The sequence below is a fragment of the Rhodobacteraceae bacterium LMO-JJ12 genome (genome assembly GCA_021555075.1).
In the GTDB taxonomy this organism is placed as follows: Bacteria; Pseudomonadota; Alphaproteobacteria; order Rhodobacterales; family Rhodobacteraceae; genus JAKGBX01.
Window position 1 is genome coordinate 1,646,521 of record JAKGBX010000001.1, and the last position, 17,862, is coordinate 1,664,382.

At 58.4% G+C, this 17,862-nt stretch carries 15 protein-coding genes and 1 pseudogene; 12 read left to right on the plus strand and 4 right to left on the minus strand.

Going from position 1 to position 17,862, the window contains the following annotated elements:
- The first annotated feature begins 1 nt into the window (after nt 1).
- The 8 genes and pseudogenes from LZG00_07900 to LZG00_07935 all read left to right on the plus strand — a co-directional run bounded on the left by LZG00_07900 (nt 2) and on the right by LZG00_07935 (nt 6,340).
- The gene (locus tag LZG00_07900; GenBank protein MCF3593921.1) at nt 2-1,207 is read left to right on the plus strand and encodes an acetyl-CoA acetyltransferase; all 1,206 of its coding nucleotides are present in this window, start codon (nt 2-4) and stop codon (nt 1,205-1,207) included.
- A 1-nt stretch (nt 1,208) separates the two neighbouring features.
- Nucleotides 1,209-2,015, plus strand: a complete 807-nt coding sequence (locus tag LZG00_07905; GenBank protein MCF3593922.1) for an enoyl-CoA hydratase-related protein — start codon at nt 1,209-1,211, stop codon at nt 2,013-2,015.
- A 57-nt stretch (nt 2,016-2,072) separates the two neighbouring features.
- Nucleotides 2,073-3,134, plus strand: a complete 1,062-nt coding sequence (locus tag LZG00_07910; GenBank protein ID MCF3593923.1) for a C4-dicarboxylate TRAP transporter substrate-binding protein — start codon at nt 2,073-2,075, stop codon at nt 3,132-3,134.
- Nucleotides 3,122-3,676 (plus strand): TRAP transporter small permease subunit, encoded by a 555-nt coding sequence (locus LZG00_07915; protein ID MCF3593924.1) that lies wholly within the window; start codon nt 3,122-3,124, stop codon nt 3,674-3,676. Before LZG00_07910 ends, LZG00_07915 begins: the two co-directional genes overlap by 13 nt.
- Entirely contained in the window at nt 3,676-5,019 is a 1,344-nt protein-coding gene (locus LZG00_07920) for a TRAP transporter large permease (GenBank protein MCF3593925.1), read from the plus strand. Before LZG00_07915 ends, LZG00_07920 begins: the two co-directional genes overlap by 1 nt.
- A gap of 64 nt (nt 5,020-5,083) precedes the next feature.
- A pseudogene (locus LZG00_07925) lies at nt 5,084-5,179 on the plus strand (IS6 family transposase).
- Between the two features lie 23 nt (nt 5,180-5,202).
- The gene (locus LZG00_07930) at nt 5,203-5,541 is read left to right on the plus strand and encodes a hypothetical protein (GenBank protein MCF3593926.1); all 339 of its coding nucleotides are present in this window, start codon (nt 5,203-5,205) and stop codon (nt 5,539-5,541) included.
- A gap of 58 nt (nt 5,542-5,599) precedes the next feature.
- Nucleotides 5,600-6,340: a hypothetical protein gene (locus LZG00_07935; GenBank protein MCF3593927.1), complete on the plus strand. Its 741-nt coding sequence runs from the start codon at nt 5,600-5,602 to the stop codon at nt 6,338-6,340.
- 334 nt (nt 6,341-6,674) lie between these two features.
- Here the strand turns inward: LZG00_07935 and LZG00_07940 are convergent, their stop codons facing one another.
- Genes LZG00_07940 through LZG00_07955 form a run of 4 tightly spaced genes read right to left on the minus strand, consistent with a single transcriptional unit; the run spans nt 6,675 to nt 12,662 of the window.
- Entirely contained in the window at nt 6,675-9,362 is a 2,688-nt protein-coding gene (locus LZG00_07940) for a cation-transporting P-type ATPase (protein ID MCF3593928.1), read from the minus strand.
- 37 nt (nt 9,363-9,399) lie between these two features.
- A complete protein-coding gene (locus LZG00_07945) occupies nt 9,400-10,680 on the minus strand; it encodes a hemolysin family protein (protein ID MCF3593929.1) in 1,281 nt (426 codons plus the stop codon).
- A 12-nt stretch (nt 10,681-10,692) separates the two neighbouring features.
- Entirely contained in the window at nt 10,693-12,420 is a 1,728-nt protein-coding gene (locus LZG00_07950; GenBank protein ID MCF3593930.1) for a cation:proton antiporter, read from the minus strand.
- Nucleotides 12,417-12,662 carry a helix-turn-helix domain-containing protein gene (locus LZG00_07955; GenBank protein ID MCF3593931.1) on the minus strand — a complete coding sequence of 82 codons (246 nt, stop codon included), beginning with the start codon at nt 12,660-12,662 and terminating at the stop codon, nt 12,417-12,419. Before LZG00_07955 ends, LZG00_07950 begins: the two co-directional genes overlap by 4 nt.
- A 145-nt stretch (nt 12,663-12,807) precedes the next feature.
- Here LZG00_07955 and LZG00_07960 point away from each other — a divergent pair, with 145 nt between their 5' ends.
- From LZG00_07960 to caiD, 4 genes are all read left to right on the plus strand, one after another.
- Entirely contained in the window at nt 12,808-13,671 is an 864-nt protein-coding gene (locus tag LZG00_07960; GenBank protein ID MCF3593932.1) for a universal stress protein, read from the plus strand.
- 193 nt (nt 13,672-13,864) lie between these two features.
- Nucleotides 13,865-15,025, plus strand: coding sequence for an acyl-CoA dehydrogenase family protein (locus LZG00_07965; GenBank protein ID MCF3593933.1), 1,161 nt, complete (start codon nt 13,865-13,867; stop codon nt 15,023-15,025).
- 9 nt (nt 15,026-15,034) lie between these two features.
- Nucleotides 15,035-17,053: an acetate--CoA ligase family protein gene (locus LZG00_07970; GenBank protein ID MCF3593934.1), complete on the plus strand. Its 2,019-nt coding sequence runs from the start codon at nt 15,035-15,037 to the stop codon at nt 17,051-17,053.
- The gene (gene caiD, locus LZG00_07975) at nt 17,050-17,832 is read left to right on the plus strand and encodes a crotonobetainyl-CoA hydratase (protein ID MCF3593935.1); all 783 of its coding nucleotides are present in this window, start codon (nt 17,050-17,052) and stop codon (nt 17,830-17,832) included. Before LZG00_07970 ends, caiD begins: the two co-directional genes overlap by 4 nt.
- Nucleotides 17,833-17,862 lie beyond the last annotated feature (30 nt).

The window sequence follows — 17,862 nt, forward strand, 5'->3', positions numbered from 1 at the left end:
GATGCCAACAGGAATTCGTGACAAGGTAGCCATTCTGGGCATGGGGTGTTCTCGGTTTGGTGAACGCTGGGAAGACAGCGCCGATGACTTGATGGTTGAAGCGTTTGTCGAAGCGTTGGCGGACGCTGGCATCGACAAGAGCCAGATTGATGCTGCTTGGTTTGGAACCGGTATCGAAGAACAGCATGTTGGAAAGTCGTCGGTTCCGCTGGCGATGGCATTGCGGCTTCAGAATATCCCCGTGACCCGTGTGGAGAACTATTGCGCAAGCGGGACCGAGGCGTTTCGCGGTGCTGTTTATGCTGTGGCGTCTGGGGCCTGCGATATTGCATTGGCGCAGGGTGTCGAAAAGCTCAAGGATACGGGGTATGGAGGTCTGCCGCAGAGGACACGCGGCACGGCCAATGATCTCTTTTGGCCAAACGCCTCGGCGCCGGGGTCGTTTGCGCAATTGGCCTCGGCCTATCAGGCAAAGCACGATATCAACCCCGATGATATGAAGCGCGCGATGGCGCATATTTCGGTCAAGAGCCATGACAACGGAGCGCGAAACCCCAAGGCGCACCTGCGCAAGAAGATCACCATGGATCAGGTGCTTAACGCGCCGATCGTAGCCGAACCTTTGGGGCTTTTTGACTGTTGCGGTGTTTCAGATGGATCGGCGGCGGCGATTGTCACCACGCCGGAGATCGCCCGCGCATTGGGCAAGAAGGATCTGATCACAGTCAAGGCGTTGCAACTGGCGGTTTCGAGCGGATCAGAGGCGCAGCACAACTCATGGGATGGAAGCTATTTTCAGACCACACGCGCGGCGGCCGCGCGAGCTTACAAGGAAGCCGATATTGAAAAGCCACGTGATCAGGTCAGCCTGTTCGAGGTGCATGACTGTTTCTCGGTGACCGAACTGGTCACGATGGAGGATTTGTTCATCTCACCAGAGGGTGGTGCACTCAAGGATATCATGGATGGCTTCTATGATGCCGACGGTAAAGTCCCCTGCCAGATTGATGGCGGCCTGAAGTGCTTTGGTCATCCGATCGGCGCATCGGGGCTGCGGATGATTTATGAGATGTATCTGCAAATGCAGGGTCGCGCGGGAGAACGCCAGCGCCAAGAAGATCCGTCAATTGGCATGACGCATAATCTGGGCGGGTTTCCTCATCAAAACGTCTGTTCGATCACGATCGTTGGACGCGAAGGGGCCTGAGATGCCAAAGCAAACCCAAGATGATCAGTTGCTCGTGACGCGCGAGGGGGATGTGTTGCACATCCGTCTGAACCGGCCGGATCAGTTAAACGCGCTGTCGGCGCGAATGCGCGACGGCTTGGTTGAAGTGTTTCGCCAACAAGTTGAAGCACCACGCGAAGGTGCGGCGCGTGCCATTCTGATCACTGCTGCGGGGCGCGGATTTTGTTCGGGGACTGATATTGACCCTGAAGTGATCCTTGCCCGTCGCCCTACGATTCAGAAGGAAATGGAAGCCGGGATCAACCCGCTGGTGCAGTATATGCGAAGCGTTCCGGTGCCTGTAATCGCCGCGGTTCAGGGACCAGCCGCAGGCGTTGGCTTTAGCCTTGCGATCTGTGCCGATCTGTTGCTGGTGTCACCTTCAACCAAGTTGGCAATGACATTTTCGCGCATCGGGGCGGTGATGGACGGCGGCGCGAGCCATATCCTTCCGCGCAAGATCGGCGCGGCGCGGGCGGCTGCACTTGCGATGTTGGCACAGACAATTGACGCGGATCAGGCCGTTAGCCTGGGTCTCGCGCTCAAGCAATGCGAAGAAGACGCGTTGCAGGGAGAAGCCGAAAAGCTTGCCCAAAAGCTGGCATCGGGTCCGACACGGGCGTTGGGTCTTATTAAAGAAGAGTTGGAATTTGCCCAATCCGCGAGCCTTGCAGACGCGTTGGCATTTGAAGCCAGCGTTCAAGCAAAAGCTTTTGCCAGTGAGGATTTCGAAGAGGGCATTACTGCATTTTCGCAAAAACGCAAACCGCAATTTCGCGGGATGTGAACTGTAACGCCAACCCCGGCAGAGATGCCGGGCAACATCTAAATGGGAGGAAATTTGATGTTCAACAAACTGAAAACGACGGCTGTGGCGGCCGCACTGGCGGTAGGGACAGCTTCGGTTGGTCTGGCCGAAACCGTGCTGATCTATTCCGAAGGTGGCCCGAACCGGGGCACGCGCGCGGCGGCGCTTGAAAGCTTCGCTCAAAATGTGGCGGAATTTTCGAACGGTGACATGGCGATTGATATTCATTGGGCTGGCGCGCTGATGAAGCTGACCGCCACTTTGGGTGGTGTTCGTGATGGTGCTGCTGACTTGGGCACGGTTCTGACCGCCTATGAACCCAAGCGTCTGATGGCGTTTGGAATTGGCGATTTGCCGCTAACCTCGTCTGACCCTTGGGTTGGTATGCGCGCAATGTATGAGCTGATGACCACCAATGAGCAGATGGTTGAGTCACTTGCCAAGGAGAATGTGGTTTACGTGTCAAACTATACCTCCTCGGGTGTTAATCTCAATTGCGGCGGTGACAATGAGATCAATACGATCGAGGATATTCCGGGCAAGAAAATCCGCGCGAGCGGAACGTTTGGCAAGGTGCTAAATGACTTGGGCGCCAATACCGTCAATATGAGCTACACCGAAGTCTATCAGGCTCTCGATTCCGGGTTGATTGATTGCGAAGCCGGATATCTTTACACGATCGAGGGATATAAGCTTTACGAGGTGTTGAACCACGTCGCATTGGCGAATTGGGGACAGATCACCGCCTTTGGTATCGTGATCAACAAAGACGTCTATGATGGGCTTGCCGCGGATCAGCGCGATGTTCTGGCGAAATCCGGCGACAAGATGGTCGATGATTTTGCGCGTGCACAAATTGAACAGATGGATGTGATTACCGCAGGTCTCAAATCCGGTGAGATCGGTCGCAAGGTTGAGGTCGTCGATTTCCAGGGCCGCGAGCAACTTCTTGAAGCGTCGATGAAATATCGCGACGAATGGGTCAAGAATGTTTCAGCCATGGGCATGGACGGTGAAGCCATTTGGGCTGAATATCTGAGCTTGATCGCCAAATACGAAACAGAGCGTGACACCAAGGGATATCCATGGAACCGCTGAACAACAGCAATGGAGCGGCCCCTGAGGACCGCTCCAATACCAAACCAGTGCTGACCGTTTTGGGGCATGTCGAGAGCGCGATGACCGCGCTTGCGGCGCTGGCCATTTTCTCGATGGCTTGCTTCATTTGTTATGGTGTCATCGCGCGCAATATTTTGAATATTTCCGTGAGCGATGAGACGGTGATTGTCGGTGACATGATGATCGTGGCGCTGGTGCTACCTTTGGCGCGGGTCGCCGCGGAACGTGGATTTATTGTCGTGGAACTGCTCACGCAGCGGTTCAGCAAACGGCATGCGCGGGTATTGGCGATACTGACAGGAGCGGTCGGCCTGATAGCGACCTTGCCGATCACCTATGCAGGGCTGCGCGCTTTTGGCGATGCCTGGCAAAGCGGTAATTTCTATTTTGGCGTTTTGAACTGGCCGGAATGGCCAGGCAAACTCGCCTTCCTGTTGGGCTATGCGATGTTTCTTCTGAGGCTTGTGATCCTCTTGCTGTCCGATGCTACATCCCGCTCTTTGGATAGGGAGACAGCCTGATGGATCCTACACTCATTGGCACATTTGGGCTGATTGCCGTTCTGGTTCTTCTTGTACTACGCGTACCCATCGGGTTCGTGTTGGCCAGTGTCGCGACGATCTGTACCTTTTTCTATTATGCGTTCCGTTCTGGGCGCGGCTTTGATTTTGATCGCGGGTTGAATCCGACACTGTCGCTGGTTCAGTCGAACGCATTTGAATTCATGCACTCGTATTCGCTCAGCATGGTGCCGATGTTTATTGCGGCAGGTCATCTGGCGTATCATTCGCGTATTTCGACGGATATCTATGCGGCGATGCGCGTCTGGATTTCGCGTGTGCCGGGCGGTCTTGCCATTGCGTCATTGTTCGGATGTACCGGTTTTTCCGCTATTACAGGCTCCAGTATGGCCTGCGCCTCTTCTATGGGGCGCATCTGCATTCCCGAAATGCGCCGCTGGAATTATGATCCGCGGCTGGCTGCGTCGACCGTTGCCATGGGCGGCACGCTTGGCGCTTTGATTCCGCCAAGCGTTTTGTTCATCATCTATGGTTTGTTTACAGAAACATCTGTCAGCAAGCTGTTTCTCGCAGGCATTTTACCGGGTTTGTTGAGCTTGCTCGGCTTCGTGTTGACCGTGATGATTTGGGTCTGGTTCCGCCCCGAGGTTGCCCCGCGTGCAGAGGGCGGCACTACTGCTCGCGAAAAACTCCAAGCAGCTTGGTTGGCGTGGCCCGCGATGATGTTGATGTTTATCATCATTGGCGGCATCTATGGTGGCTATCTGACGGCTACTGAAGCTGCGGCAATATCATTGGTGTTCGTGTTGGGTTTTGGCATTCTAGCGCGTCGGCTGAGTTGGGCGGACATAAAGACGTCCTTTATTCAGACCGCAAGCCAATCCGCCGCCCTTTTCTTTATCGCGGCAGGCGCCAAGATTTTTGTCTCATTCATTTCACTAACGGGTGTCACCCATGCGTTTGTTGATCTGGTTTCTGCAGCCGACTTGCAGACCTGGCAATTGCTGGCTGTGATTGCCATTATGTATCTGATATTGGGAATGTTTCTCGACCCGCTTGGAACTATGCTGCTGACGTTGCCCTTTGTGATCCCGCTGATCGAAGGCTTGGGAATGGACCTGATCTGGTTCGGGGTGATCGTGATAAAGCTTCTGGAGATCGGGTTGGTCACGCCACCGATGGGGTTGAACGTGTTTGTCATTGCCTCGGTTGGAGGCAAGGAAAGCGATGCGACCACGACATTCAAAGGGGTAGCGCGGTTCCTGATCCTGGATATCGTCGTCCTGATCCTGCTGCTGGCATTTCCCGCAATTGCGCTCATAATTCCCAACTCAATGGGATAAGCCGCTCGGCACTGTCAAAAGGAACCAGCTTGAGTCGGGCAGGGGTCTTTCGTAACCTTTGGTCATGACGAAACGATGGCTCTTTCGGTACTTCTGGTCGAGCACTGAGATACTCGGCATGGCGGTGATGCTCTACGTTCGCTTCCCGCTTTCATTGCGCCCTTTGACGCTTGCCGCGGCCATGTGAACCCGCATGTAGGCTATCACTACCACGCGGTCACCGATTGCCTGTCCGGTGCGCCGACGACGTCAGGCGCGACCGAGGCGGTTAAAAAGCATGGTGGTCAGATCGGAATCGCGATGGATGGCTATGCGATCTTTGCCAACTTTCTGGCTGACGGGCAGGCCCCCGAAGGGCTGGATGCCTGCCACGGGCATGAGGCCGAAGGCCTACTTTATCACTACCATGCCGGATCCGCAGGCTCGAACCAGATTCTTGGCTGCCTCGCGGCGGAAACCGGCTGCACCCTCGTAAAAGGACAGACGGTCTGCGAGCCGAGTGCCCGACCGCCGCGTCCGTGACCTGTTGACCCAGCGATTTGAGAAAGGCCCCGAAACCAAGTGGGGAATAGGCCAAACAATGATCTTGCCTGCCCAAACTGAAACATCGGCAGTCGCGACGGCAGATGCGGGATCTCCTTGGCAGGTGGCGCGGGCGGTCGGGATCGTGGCCCTGCTCTGGGTGGTATCCAGTCAGGGGTATTATGCGCTGGTCGCGGCGCTCGGGCTGGAGAGCGGATATGACGAGGCGCCGGTACTGTTCACCACCTATTATCTTGGCTGGGCGGCGTTGGCCCTGTGGTTGTTCCGGTCCCTGATCACCGAGTCGCTCGACCCTGGCAGGCTTGCGCGTGAGGGGCTGGTGATGATGCTGATCCTCGTGGGCTTTGCCCTGTTCGTGATCTACGCCCTGCCACTGTTGCCGAAGGTCTCGGAATTGCGCGCGCCCTCCGAGCCGCCCGAATTCATGTTCGCCTCTGCCTGGTACTACCTGCCGAAATCGGCCGATATCCTGTTCCAACAGGTGCTGGCGGCGGCTATGATCCTGACGGCGGCGCGGGCGGGCTATGGATTGCGCTGCATCGCGGTCGGTATGGCCCTGGCGTTCGGCGGTTTCCACCTGCTCTTGGTGCTCGACGGCTTCACACCGACCTATGTCACCCGCTTTACCCTTTCTGCGATCTTGTTCGGGGCGCTGCTCCCTTATCTTTACCTGCGCCTGCGCACAGGGTTTCGCTGGGCTTACGGGTTGCATTGGGGCTTTTATGCCCTCGACGCGACGCTCACCCATCTCATCCTTGCCGCGCCGCCGTGGGCCTGACGCCATACCATGATTGCACCCAACACATGACCATCAAGGGCGTCAAGGGCGGCACCGGCTGCGAGAAATGCGTGAGACCCTGAGGTAGATGTTGTGAACTGGCGTACATGGATCAATATCGCTCAGGGCCGCTATTCTCTGAACCTGTTGTCTGCGCGGTTGGCGGCATGTCCCTCGACCGTGGAATACCAGAGTCCTGACGGGAGAGTCTGAGAAACCGGCTTTGTTGCCGGACAGATCAGCCGTTGTCGAGATGATCGCCGACTATGCGGCCATGCGGCGTCAGGCCCGGGCGTGCGGGTTATTTGGGGAACCATACATACCGGTGCAATCGTCAAACCTGATGGCCAGGTTCCGATCGTGATTGCCGCAGGGCGAGGCGCATCTGCTTTTCCGTCTCGATCAGTGCGAAGAAAATGGCGCCGATGCTGACGATGATTATGCCGTCCAATAGCGGCACGGCCTGTGTTCCGAAAACTGCCTGGAGGGGGGGCAGGTAGGTGATAGCGAACTGTGCGGCGGTGACGGCGATCACGCAGGTCCAGATAATGGGTGTGCCGCGTGCCGCCGCCCAGGTCAGCGATGTGCTGTAGATGTTGCGAATGAAAAACAGGTGGAAGATTTCAAGCACCACCAGCGTGTTCATCGCGATTGTCTGGGCCAGTGCCGCCGGATAGCCACGGTCGATCGCATAAAAATACATGCCGAACACCGCCGACAGGAACAGGGACGACACGAGAACGATGTGCCAGACAAGTTCGCCCGTCAGCAAGGGCTGGCTGCGGGGGCGGGGCGGGCGGCGCATGGTTCCCGGCTCGGACGGTTCGAAGGCAAGAGCGAGCCCCAGCGTGACGGCGGTAATGAGGTTGACCCAGAGGATCTGCACCGCGGTGATTGGCAGCGCCATGCCTGCGAAAAGCGCGACGACGATCGTCATAGCCTCGCCCGCATTCGTTGGCAGCGTCCAGCTGATCACCTTCTTGATGTTGTCGTAGACTGTGCGGCCTTCGCGGACCGCGGCGGCGATGGAGGCGAAGTTGTCATCGGCGAGCACGAATTCGGCGGCCTCCTTCGCAGCTTCACTGCCCTTCAGGCCCATCGCGATCCCCGCGTCGGCGCGTTTCAGCGCCGGTGCGTCGTTCACCCCGTCGCCGGTCATCGCAACCGTCAGTCCGTGCGACTGAAGCGCTGTCACCAGGCGCAGCTTGTGAGCGGGCGAAGTGCGCGCGAATATGTCGGTTTCCATTACCGCCCCGGCGAGCGTGGTATCGTCCATTGCTTCGAGATCGGCGCCAGTCAGAACGCTGTCGTGGTTCTTCAGCCCGATCTGCCCTGCGATTGCGCGCGCGGTGGCGCCATGATCGCCGGTGATCATCTTCACCCGGATTCCCGCCGCATGGCAGTCGGCCACCGCCTCAATGGCCTCGGCGCGCGGCGGGTCGATCAGCCCGACCAGCCCGATCAGCGTAAGTTTTCCCTTCAGGTCGCTGGCGGTCAGGGTTGTGTGGTCCTGCGGCACGGCCCGGGCGGCGAGAGCGATCACCCGCTGGCCATCGGCGGCGAGGGTCTCGACCATCTCGAACCAGTGCTCGGTGTCGAGTGGCTCGGCATTCCCATCGGCGCCGCGCTGGTCGGCACATAGGGCGAGCACGGTTTCGGGCGCGCCCTTGACAAGAATGCTGGTGTGGTCCGCGTCGTCATGATGCAAGGTGGCCATATAGCGATGCGCCGCGTCGAACGGGATCACGTCTGTGCGGGTCCATTCACCGAAAGGCGCGGGACCGGTGCGGGTAATCTTACCCGCAAGTGCCATCAGGGCGCCTTCCATCGGGTCGCCTTCGACGCGCCAGTCGTCGTTTGCACTGTGCAGAACCGCGTCGTTGCACAGCGCCGCAGCGCGTGCGAATTCCGTCAGTATCGCGTGTTCGTCGGGGTGAATGTCGGCGTCGCGCCAACGCACCGCGCCTTCGGGCGCGTAACCCGTGCCTTGCACCGAATAGACCTGCCCGGCAGTGGCAATTGAGGCGGCCAACATTTCGTTTCGGGTGAGCGTGCCGGTCTTGTCCGAGCAGATCACCGAGACCGACCCGAGCGTCTCGATCGCGGGCAGGCGGCGCACGATGGCGTTTCGCCGCGCCATGGCGCGCACGCCCACGGCGAGCGTGATCGTCAACACGGCCGGCAACCCTTCGGGGATAGCGGCGACCGACAGGCCCACGACGGACATGAACAGATCCGAGAAGGGCAGGTGGTCAACGAAAGAGCCATAGGCCAGCAACCCGCCGGCGACGATCAGGATGAAGACGGTCAGCCAGCGGGCGAAGCGGTCCATCTGCTCGACGAGTGGAGTTGTCATGGTCTCTACCCGGGCGAGCATACCGCTGATCGTGCCGATCTGGGTGTCCGGCCCGGTGGCGGTGACAACGCCGCGCCCTGTGCCTGCGGCGATCAGCGTGCCGGAAAAGAGCATCGAAGTACGGTCGCCGAGATCTGCGTTTTCCGCCACGGGGGCCGTGCCCTTTTCGACGGCCACGGATTCGCCCGTCAGGATCGCTTCCTCGACTTTCAGGCCACGTGCATCGATCAGCCGCAGATCGGCGGGCACCCGGTCGCCGGCTTCGACCAGCACGATGTCGCCGGGGACGAGATTGCAGGCCTCCACAGTGATCCGTTGCCGGTCGCGCAGCACGGCCGAGTGCGGTGCCAGCATGCTTCGGATCGCATCCATGGCCTGTTCTGCCCGACCTTCCTGAATGTAACCGATCACTGCATTGACGATGACCACGGCAAGGATCACGCCGGTGTCGACCCAGTGCTGCAGCGCCGCAGTAACCGCCGCAGAAGCGATCAGCACGTAGATGAGAACGTTGTGGAAATGCGACAGAAACCGCAGCAGCGGGCTGGGCTTCGGCGGTTCGGGCAGGAGGTTCGGCCCGATCGTGGCCAGGCGGCGGCTGGCTTCGTCAGAGCCAAGCCCTCCTGGCTGCGTCTGAAATGCCTCAAGCGCGGCGTCTTGCGTCATGGCGTGCGGGTCGGTGTTTTTCGTCATTTGCTCAACCTCAGCCTTTTTTGCCGGTGCGCGCGACCAACAGCTTGTCGATTCGCAAACCGTCGATATCCACGATCTCGATGCGCCAGCCGTCGATCAGGAGGCTTTGTCCGATTTCGGGAACCTCTCCGATACGTTCAAGAACCAGCCCCGCCACCGTGTCATAAGATGGCGCGCCGTCGAGAACGAGATCGAGGCGCTCGGTGAATTCGTCGATTGGCATCCTGCCTGCAACCAGCAGGGATCCGTCCTTGCGCATGACGAATTTCGGATCATCCGACTCGGTTTCGTCAAACCCGCCCGCGATAGCGCCCAGGATATCCATCGGCGTGATGATTCCCTCGAAATGTCCGTATTCGTCGTAGACCAGAAGCATGTGACACGGGGAATTGCGCAAACGCTCGATCACGTCGAGCGCCGGCAGGTTATCCTGGATTACCGGCGCGGGACGTGTCAGCGCCATTGCATCGAAGTCGTCACCCGTTGTCGCCAGAAGGTCGCGGCTGTGAATGACGCCGACAATATCATCCGGGCCACCCTGGCGCAGCGGAAGACGGGAGTGACCCGACATGTCGAACCGCGCCATAACCTCTGTGCGGGTTTCGCCTGCCTTTGCGATCTCGACATCATGGCGCGGTGTCATCAGGCCACGGGCGCGCCGATCCGAGAAGCGCATCACGCCGCCGATCAATTCCCTTTCGGCCCGGTGAATGACGCCAGCCCCGGCCGCTTCGGAGAGTATCATCCGGATATCTTCATCGCTGACCGAAGTGTCCTTCTGTCCCGACTGACCGAGCAGGCGCAGCACGATCTTGCCTGAGCGGTCCAGTATCCAGACCACCGGCGCGGCGATCCTTGACAGCGCCAGCATCATCGGGGCCACGCGCGCGGCCACACGTTCAGGTGCGGCCAGCGCGATCTGCTTGGGCACCAGTTCCCCTACGATCAGCGACAGATAGGTGATGACGATCACGACAAGCCCGACGCCGACCTCGTGCGCCAGCCTCTCGGGCACCCCGAATTCGGGTAGGGCAACGGCCAGCCGCGCGCCGATGGTGGCACCGGAAAACGCCCCCGCCAGAACGCCCACCAGCGTGATGCCGATTTGCACCGTGGACAGGAAACGCCCCGGATCGTCGGCAAGGATCAGGGCCTTGCGTGCGCCGACGCTGCCGCGTTCCGCCTGCGCGCGCAATCGAGCCGGACGCGCCGATACGATGGCCAGTTCTGACATCGCCAGAAGTCCGTTGATGCAAATCAGGGACAGTACGAGGGCGACTTCGATGATCATTGCCTGTGGTTCCTAGCTTGCCTGTTTGTCTTCTGTGTCGATGGGCGGAATCTCGGTTCGTTCTTCCTCCTGCGCGCCGCAGAGAAGGTCGACGGCGCGGTCGGCTGCATCCTGGAAGGGCTCCAGCACCATGTCTGCGCCTGAGGCGATGAGTTCCTCGGTGTCTTTTGGATGATGGGAGGTGACTGCGACACGACCGCGGAAGCCCGACGTTCGCGTGAGTTGTATCAGCGTCGTGCGCGTATCCTCGTGGCTAAGGTCGGTCGGCAAGGTCGGAACGGTCGAGACGACCCATTCGGCCCGCGCAAGCGGTAGCTCGGCCACGAATTCGGGGTCGGTGGCGTCGCCGAACTCGGTTTCAAGGCCAAGCGCGCGCCAACGCCGAACCGCCAGCGGGTTGAAATCGACCCCCAGTACCTTGATGCCCCTTTTCTGCAGTCGCATCCCGATCGCCGTGCCAAAGCGCCCGAGCCCGAAGATGATCACCTTGTATCCCTCGTCACAATGCGCTGCGGCCTCGGACGGCTCGCGTGGGGTACCGTTGCGCTCGAAAAAACCGAGAAGCGGTTCGAAAATGGAATACAGCCGGTGCGAATAGGTGATCATGTAGGTCGAAGCCGCAATGGTCACCAGCCCGACCATTGTGACAAGGCCGAGCGCGTCCTCTTGCACGTGCCCGAGCGAAACGCCCATCGCCACGAAGATCAGGGAAAACTCGCTGATCTGGGCTACCGTGAGGCCGGCGAGGAAACCCGTGCGCATGCGATAGCCCATGGCTCCCATGATCGCGAGAACGATCAGCGGGTTGCCGATCAAGACGAATAGGGAGAAAATGATGGCGCCGCTTACATGTGTCCCCAGTAGCGACAGATCGAGTGCCGAGCCGAGCGCGATGAAGAAGAAGAGCAGCAGGAAATCCCGCAGCGGCGCCAGCCGGGCCGCGATCGTCTCGCGGTAGGGGCTCGAAGCAAGTGCGACACCGGCCAACAGCCCGCCTACCTCCTTGCCGAGGCCGGCGAGATCGCCAGCCGCGGCGAACATTGCAGCCATGGCGATGGCAAAGATCACCAGGAGTTCGGGGGCACGCGCCAGCCGTTCGGTCAACGGATTGGCAACATAGCGCACGAACAGGACGACCACCGCCACCATGGCGACGCCCGCGCCCAACACCATGGGCACCGAACCGCCGCCATGTCCGTCATCCCCGGCCGCGCCGATCCCGATGGCGGACAACACGATCATCGCCAGAACGACGACAAGATCCTGAACGATCAGGAAGCCAAGCGCGATCTGGCCGTGCAGGCTGTCGATTTCGCGCTTGTCCGACAGAAGTTTCACGATGATGATGGTTGATGAAAAGGTCAGCGCCACGGCGACATAAAGGCTGGTGACATGCCCCAGCCCCAGCGCAAGCCCGATCAGGTAGCCAAAGATCGAGGTGAAGGCGACCTGTCCCAATCCCGTCAGCAGAGAGACGGCCCCGAGCGAGCGGATGAGCTTCACGTCAAGCTTGATGCCGACGAGGAACAGCAGCACGGCGATGCCGAGCTCGGACAGCAGATCAATCTGGGCGTCGGAACGCACGACATCAAGAGCGGATGGCCCGGCGATCAGGCCGACGGCAATGAAACTCACGATCAGCGGCTGGCGCAGCAGGATGCCGAGCAGGCCGATGGCCGCTGCCATCACGAGCAGGATGGCAACCTCGGCAAAAGGGGTGTGGAGCAGGGCATCAGTCATGAGTTGCTTTCGTGTTCGGAATCTTGGATCTGGACGATTTCGTTCTCTTGCGCACCGGGCGTCTTGGCGCGTGTGGAATGGTTGGACAGGAAAGTCTCCAGATCGCTGTCGGCGATCCGCCACCCCTTGCCAATCTCGAATGCGTGCAACTCGCCATTCTTGATCCAGCCGCGTACCGTGGCTTCGCTCACCTTGAGGAGGTCTGCGACTTCCTTTACCGTTTGATATTGTTCACGTTTCATCGCAAATATCGCTAATGCCTGTTTGGTGCAATATAGTCCAGTATATGGATGTTTGGTTCATTTGGGTTGATTTGCGTCAAATGCAATTTCAACATGACATGATTGAGTGAACCTTCAGAATCGACCCTGCAATTGGGAGGCCGACATGAAGAAGATCATGCTTGCTACGGACTTTTCGGAGAGGTCGGACCGTGCGCTCAGGCGTGCGACGTTGCTTGCCCGGCAATTTGAGGCCGCGCTTTTGATCGTCCATGTCGTCGACGACGACCAGCCGCGCCGCATCGTCGAAAGCGAGCGTGACGTGGCCTCCACTCTCCTGCGAGAGTTGCGGGACACGGTGCAGGATATCGATGGGATCCCCTGCGAGACCCGCGTCGTGCTGGCTGATCCCTTTGCTGGCATCGCGCGAGCAGCTGAAGAGGTGGCGCCCGACCTCCTTGTCATCGGCCCGCATCGCCGCCAGGCGCTGCGCGACGTGTTCGTCGGCACCACCGCGGAACGCACGATCCGTTCCGTGGCCTGTCCCGTTCTCATGGTCAATGCGCCACCCGTCGGGCCCTATGGCCACGTCATGTTGACCACGGATTTTTCGGAGGGTTCCACGCGTGCGGCTAAAACCTGTATCGGCCTTGGGATCGCCCGCGACGCCAGGGCCACCATGCTGCATGTCTTTGACGCCCCGGCAGTCCATCTGGCGATGAGTCACACGGTACCAGTCGACGAGCGACAGGCCTATATCGACGACGAACGAAGAGAGGCATCCCGCAACCTTGCAGCTTTCATGAAATCGCTCGATTGGCAATCGCTTCGCCCCGATGTTCGCCAGGTGCGGAAATCTAGGGTGGAGGATATTCTCGCGGCGGCACGGGAAGCATCGGCGGACCTGGTAGTTATTGGAACCCACGGAAGAGGGAACCTTGCCAAGCTCATTCTCGGGAGTGTCGCCGAAGCCGTGTTGCGCAGGGCTGATCGCGATGTTCTTGCCATTCCTCCGGTGATCAGGGACTGATTGGCCCCGACGCGCGTGTGCCGATGCGACGCGGATTCCTCTATCTGGTTGCGATCGTTCCCCGACGAGGCATTATCGTGACTGATCACGCCGTCACCAACTTTTGGGCATAGCTCATTGAGGTCTGACACCACCGAAAAACTGTCTATAATTCTGGCGGCACAGCCGTGTTCCCTCAGCAGGAGGCTTTCTAATGCATTTTGGTCTGACCGAAGAACAAGAAATGATCGTTTCAACCGTGCGTTCGTTTGTGGAAAACGAAATTTACCCGCATGAGGCAGCGGTTGAACGGACAGGTGAAGTCCCCAAAGAAATTGCCGCTGCGATCAAGCAAAAGACGCTCGATCTTGGGTTTTATGCCTGTAATTTCCCGGAAGAGGTTGGTGGAGCTGGTCTGTCGCATCTTGAATTTGCGCTTGTGGAACGCGAATTGGGGCGTGGTTCTATGGCGTTGAACCATTTTTTCGGGCGGCCGCAAAACATCCTGATGGCTTGCGTGGGCGATCAGATCGAACGCTATCTTGCTCCGGCGGTTCGCGGCGAAAAAATGGATGCGCTTGCGATGACCGAACCTGATGCTGGTTCGGACGTGCGCGGCATGAAATGTTCGGCCAAACGTGACGGCGGAGACTGGGTTGTGAACGGGACAAAGCACTTTATCTCGGGCGCTGATCACGCTGATTTCATTATCGTTTTTGTCGCAACCGGCGAAGACGACACGCCGCGAGGCCCGAAAAAACGGATCACGACATTCCTGGTCGATCGGGGCACGCCCGGCTTTACTATCCGAGATGGCTATAAGTCTGTTTCCCACCGTGGCTACAAGAACATGATCCTCGAATTCGACAATTGCCGTCTGCCAGATGCGCAAGTGCTGGGCGAAGTCGATGGAGGTTTTGCCGTCATGAATGAATGGCTTTACGCCACACGGATTACGGTTGCCACAATGTCTGTTGGACGTGCGCGGCGTTGTTTTGACATGGCGTTGAACTATGCGGCTGAACGCAAGCAGTTCGGCCAGCAGATAGGCAAGAATCAGGGGGTCAGCTTTCAAATTGCCGATATGATTACGGAAATTGACGCGGCTGATTATCTAACACTTGCCGCTGCGTGGCGGTTGGATCAGGGTTTACCGGCTAATCGCGAAATCGCCAGTGCGAAGCTTTACGCGTCTGAAATGTTAGCGCGCGTCACGGATACTTCGCTACAGATCTTTGGCGGCATGGGCCTGATGGATGATTTCCCGATTGAGCGTTTCTGGCGTGATGCGCGGGTCGAACGTATTTGGGATGGGACATCTGAAATTCAGCGTCATATCATCAGCCGCGAGTTGTTACGTCCGCTTGGCGCATAGGGCTGCACGATGAGCGATCTCGAACGTCTTCTTCGCCCGAAGTCGATTGCCGTCGTTGGCGGCGGTGCTTGGTGCGAAGCCGTTGTTGGGCAAAATCAAAAGATTGGGTTTGGCGGTGAAATTTGGCCCGTGCATCCCAATAAGGAAATGGTCCTGGGATTGCCTGCGTTCAAAAGCCTCGCGCATCTGCCAGGCGCGCCTGATGCGACCTTTATCGGGGTGAACCGCAACGCGACGATTGACCTCGTGGGCGAACTGCAGGCGATGGGGGCGGGTGGTGCTGTATGCTTTGCCAGCGGCTTCAAAGAAACCGGTGATGGTGAGGTCTTGAACGATCAATTGCTGGCAGCGGCGGGGGACATGCCCATTCTTGGGCCAAATTGCTATGGTGTTCTGAATGCGGTTGATCATGTGGCGCTGTGGCCGGACCAACATGGTCTCGTGCCTGTTGAAAGCGGGGTCGCTATCCTCACGCAGTCGTCGAACATTGCGATCAATCTGACGATGCAGCAACGCGGCCTTCCGATTGCCTATGTCGTCACAGCAGGCAATCAGGCGCAACAGGGGCTTGCGCAAATTGCGCAGACCGTCATCCGCGATGATCGGGTGACAGCTCTTGGGCTTTACATCGAAAGCTTTGGGGATACTCGGGCGTTTGAAAAGCTCGCGCAGTTATCCAAGGATCTGGGCAAACCGATTGTGGCGCTTAAGGTCGGCCGGTCGAAAGAATCGCAATTGGCGACGATATCGCATACTGCGTCTTTGGCGGGAAGCAGTGCGGGATCGGATGCTTTGCTGGCCCGCCTGAATATTGCCAGCGTGGCATCGCCGGTTGCTTTGCTTGAAGCGCTCAAGATTTTTCACTGCCATGGGCGTTTGCCCAGCCGCAGGATCGCATCGCTGAGCTGTTCAGGAGGCGAAGCAAGCGTGATGGCTGATATTGCCGCCCAATTTGGGTTGACGTTTCCGGACTTGAAGCAGGACCAGATCGCGGAATTGAGCTTACATCTCAGTTCTTTGGTGACTATGGCGAACCCGCTAGATTATCACACACAAATCTGGCGAAATAGGACGGCGATGACTGCTGTTTTCGCCGCCATGACTTCCCCTGATATTGATCTGACGCTCGTCGTTCTTGATTTTCCGCGTTTGGATACCTGCGACGCCGAAGACTGGATCGTTGTGATTGAGGCGATTGAAGACGCGGCCAAGCAAACGGGCAGTCCGTTTGGGCTAATTGCGTCCATGGTCGAAAACCTGCCTGAAGCGATTGCAAAACGGTTGCTGGCTTGCGGGATTGTTCCGCTGTGCGACTTTACATCGGCGTGCGAAGCCATCAGTGCAGCCAGCGTCACAGGCGTTGAAGACCATCAACCGCTGCTGCGTGCAAAAAGCTTTGCAACCAGGGTTACCCTTAGCGAAGGCGATGCCAAGCTCGCTCTCGCTGCATGCGGCATGGATATTCCGAAAAGTTTCGCGGTTGTTTCCATGGCCAACCTTGCGCAGCGCGCCACCGAAATCGGCTTTCCTGTCGTTCTCAAAGGCGAGGGGGTCGCACATAAGACCGAGGCCGGCGCAGTGTCGCTGAATCTTGAGGATGCGGCAGAGGTCATTGAGGCGGCGGAAACGATGGAGGCAACCAGTTTCCTTGTCGAAGAAATGATCACTGGCACGGTTGCAGAGCTTCTGGTGGGGGTTATCGCAGACCCTGCGCATGGTTTTGTTCTAACCTTGGGGACGGGCGGGACGTTGACCGAATTATTGCAAGATCGACAATCCTTGCTGCTGCCCGCGAGCGAAGCCAGTATTCGCGATGCCTTGAAGCGGTTGAAAATCAACCGCCTTTTGGTAGGCTTTCGCGGCGGCGACGCCGCTTGTATTAGCGCCATCATCGACGCAGTGATGCAGTTGCAAGACTACGTCACGACCCACGCCGATAAGATTGTCGAGATCGAGATCAATCCACTTATTTGCACAAAGGCGCGCGCAATTGTTGCCGACGCGCTTCTGGTGAAAGGAGCATCATGACCAGCCCTGTCAAAACGCGTCGCGAAGGAGGGGTTTTGGAAATCACTTTGGATCGTCCAAAAGCCAACGCCATTGACCTGATCACCAGCCGTCTTATGGGCGCCGCCTTTGCGGCGTTTCGCGATGACCCTGACTTGCGCGTTGCGATCATCACGGGTGCCGGGGCGAAGTTCTTTTGTCCGGGATGGGATTTGAAAGCGGCGGCCGATGGTGACGAAGTCGATGGCGATTATGGCGTTGGCGGTTTCGGCGGTCTGCAAGAACTGCGCGACATGAATAAACCTGTCATCGCAGCGGTGAACGGCATTTGTTGTGGGGGAGGGCTTGAATTGGCGCTATCGGCGGACATTATCTTGGCGGCGGATCATGCGGGTTTTGCCTTGCCAGAAATCACGTCCGGGACGGTTGCGGATGCCGCATCAATCAAGTTGCCGAAGCGTATTCCCTATCATATCGCTATGGAAATGTTGTTTACAGGCAGATGGTTAGATGCAGAAGAGGCCCATCGCTGGGGCTTTGTAAATCATATCCATCCGGCAGATCATCTTATGGCGCAGGCATGGGAAATGGCGCGCGTTTTGGCATCAGGTCCGCCGCTGGTCTATGCAGCGATCAAGGAAATCGTTCGCGATGCCGAAGATAGCAAATTCCAGGATTCCATGAACCGTATCACCAAACGCCAGCTCAGAACGGTGGATGTGCTTTATGGGTCTGAAGACAATGCTGAAGGGGCGCGTGCCTTTGCCGAAAAGCGCGATCCGGTCTGGAAAGGGCGCTGAGTCCAGCTTGAGGGGTGCCGCGTGCCGTGG

What these genes read in the sequence shown, in the direction of transcription:
- LZG00_07935 (MCF3593927.1), top strand. Translation starts at nt 5,600, where the DNA reads ATGATCTTGCCTGCCCAAACTGAAACATCGGCAGTCGCGACGGCAGAT.
- LZG00_07900 (MCF3593921.1), top strand. Translation starts at nt 2, where the DNA reads ATGCCAACAGGAATTCGTGACAAGGTAGCCATTCTGGGCATGGGGTGT.
- LZG00_07915 (MCF3593924.1), top strand. Translation starts at nt 3,122, where the DNA reads ATGGAACCGCTGAACAACAGCAATGGAGCGGCCCCTGAGGACCGCTCC.
- caiD (MCF3593935.1), top strand. Translation starts at nt 17,050, where the DNA reads ATGACCAGCCCTGTCAAAACGCGTCGCGAAGGAGGGGTTTTGGAAATC.
- LZG00_07905 (MCF3593922.1), top strand. Translation starts at nt 1,209, where the DNA reads ATGCCAAAGCAAACCCAAGATGATCAGTTGCTCGTGACGCGCGAGGGG.
- LZG00_07970 (MCF3593934.1), top strand. Translation starts at nt 15,035, where the DNA reads ATGAGCGATCTCGAACGTCTTCTTCGCCCGAAGTCGATTGCCGTCGTT.
- LZG00_07940 (MCF3593928.1), bottom strand. Translation starts at nt 9,362, where the DNA reads ATGACGCAAGACGCCGCGCTTGAGGCATTTCAGACGCAGCCAGGAGGG.
- LZG00_07950 (MCF3593930.1), bottom strand. Translation starts at nt 12,420, where the DNA reads ATGACTGATGCCCTGCTCCACACCCCTTTTGCCGAGGTTGCCATCCTG.
- LZG00_07955 (MCF3593931.1), bottom strand. Translation starts at nt 12,662, where the DNA reads ATGAAACGTGAACAATATCAAACGGTAAAGGAAGTCGCAGACCTCCTC.
- LZG00_07945 (MCF3593929.1), bottom strand. Translation starts at nt 10,680, where the DNA reads ATGATCATCGAAGTCGCCCTCGTACTGTCCCTGATTTGCATCAACGGA.
- LZG00_07965 (MCF3593933.1), top strand. Translation starts at nt 13,865, where the DNA reads ATGCATTTTGGTCTGACCGAAGAACAAGAAATGATCGTTTCAACCGTG.
- LZG00_07960 (MCF3593932.1), top strand. Translation starts at nt 12,808, where the DNA reads ATGAAGAAGATCATGCTTGCTACGGACTTTTCGGAGAGGTCGGACCGT.
- LZG00_07920 (MCF3593925.1), top strand. Translation starts at nt 3,676, where the DNA reads ATGGATCCTACACTCATTGGCACATTTGGGCTGATTGCCGTTCTGGTT.
- LZG00_07910 (MCF3593923.1), top strand. Translation starts at nt 2,073, where the DNA reads ATGTTCAACAAACTGAAAACGACGGCTGTGGCGGCCGCACTGGCGGTA.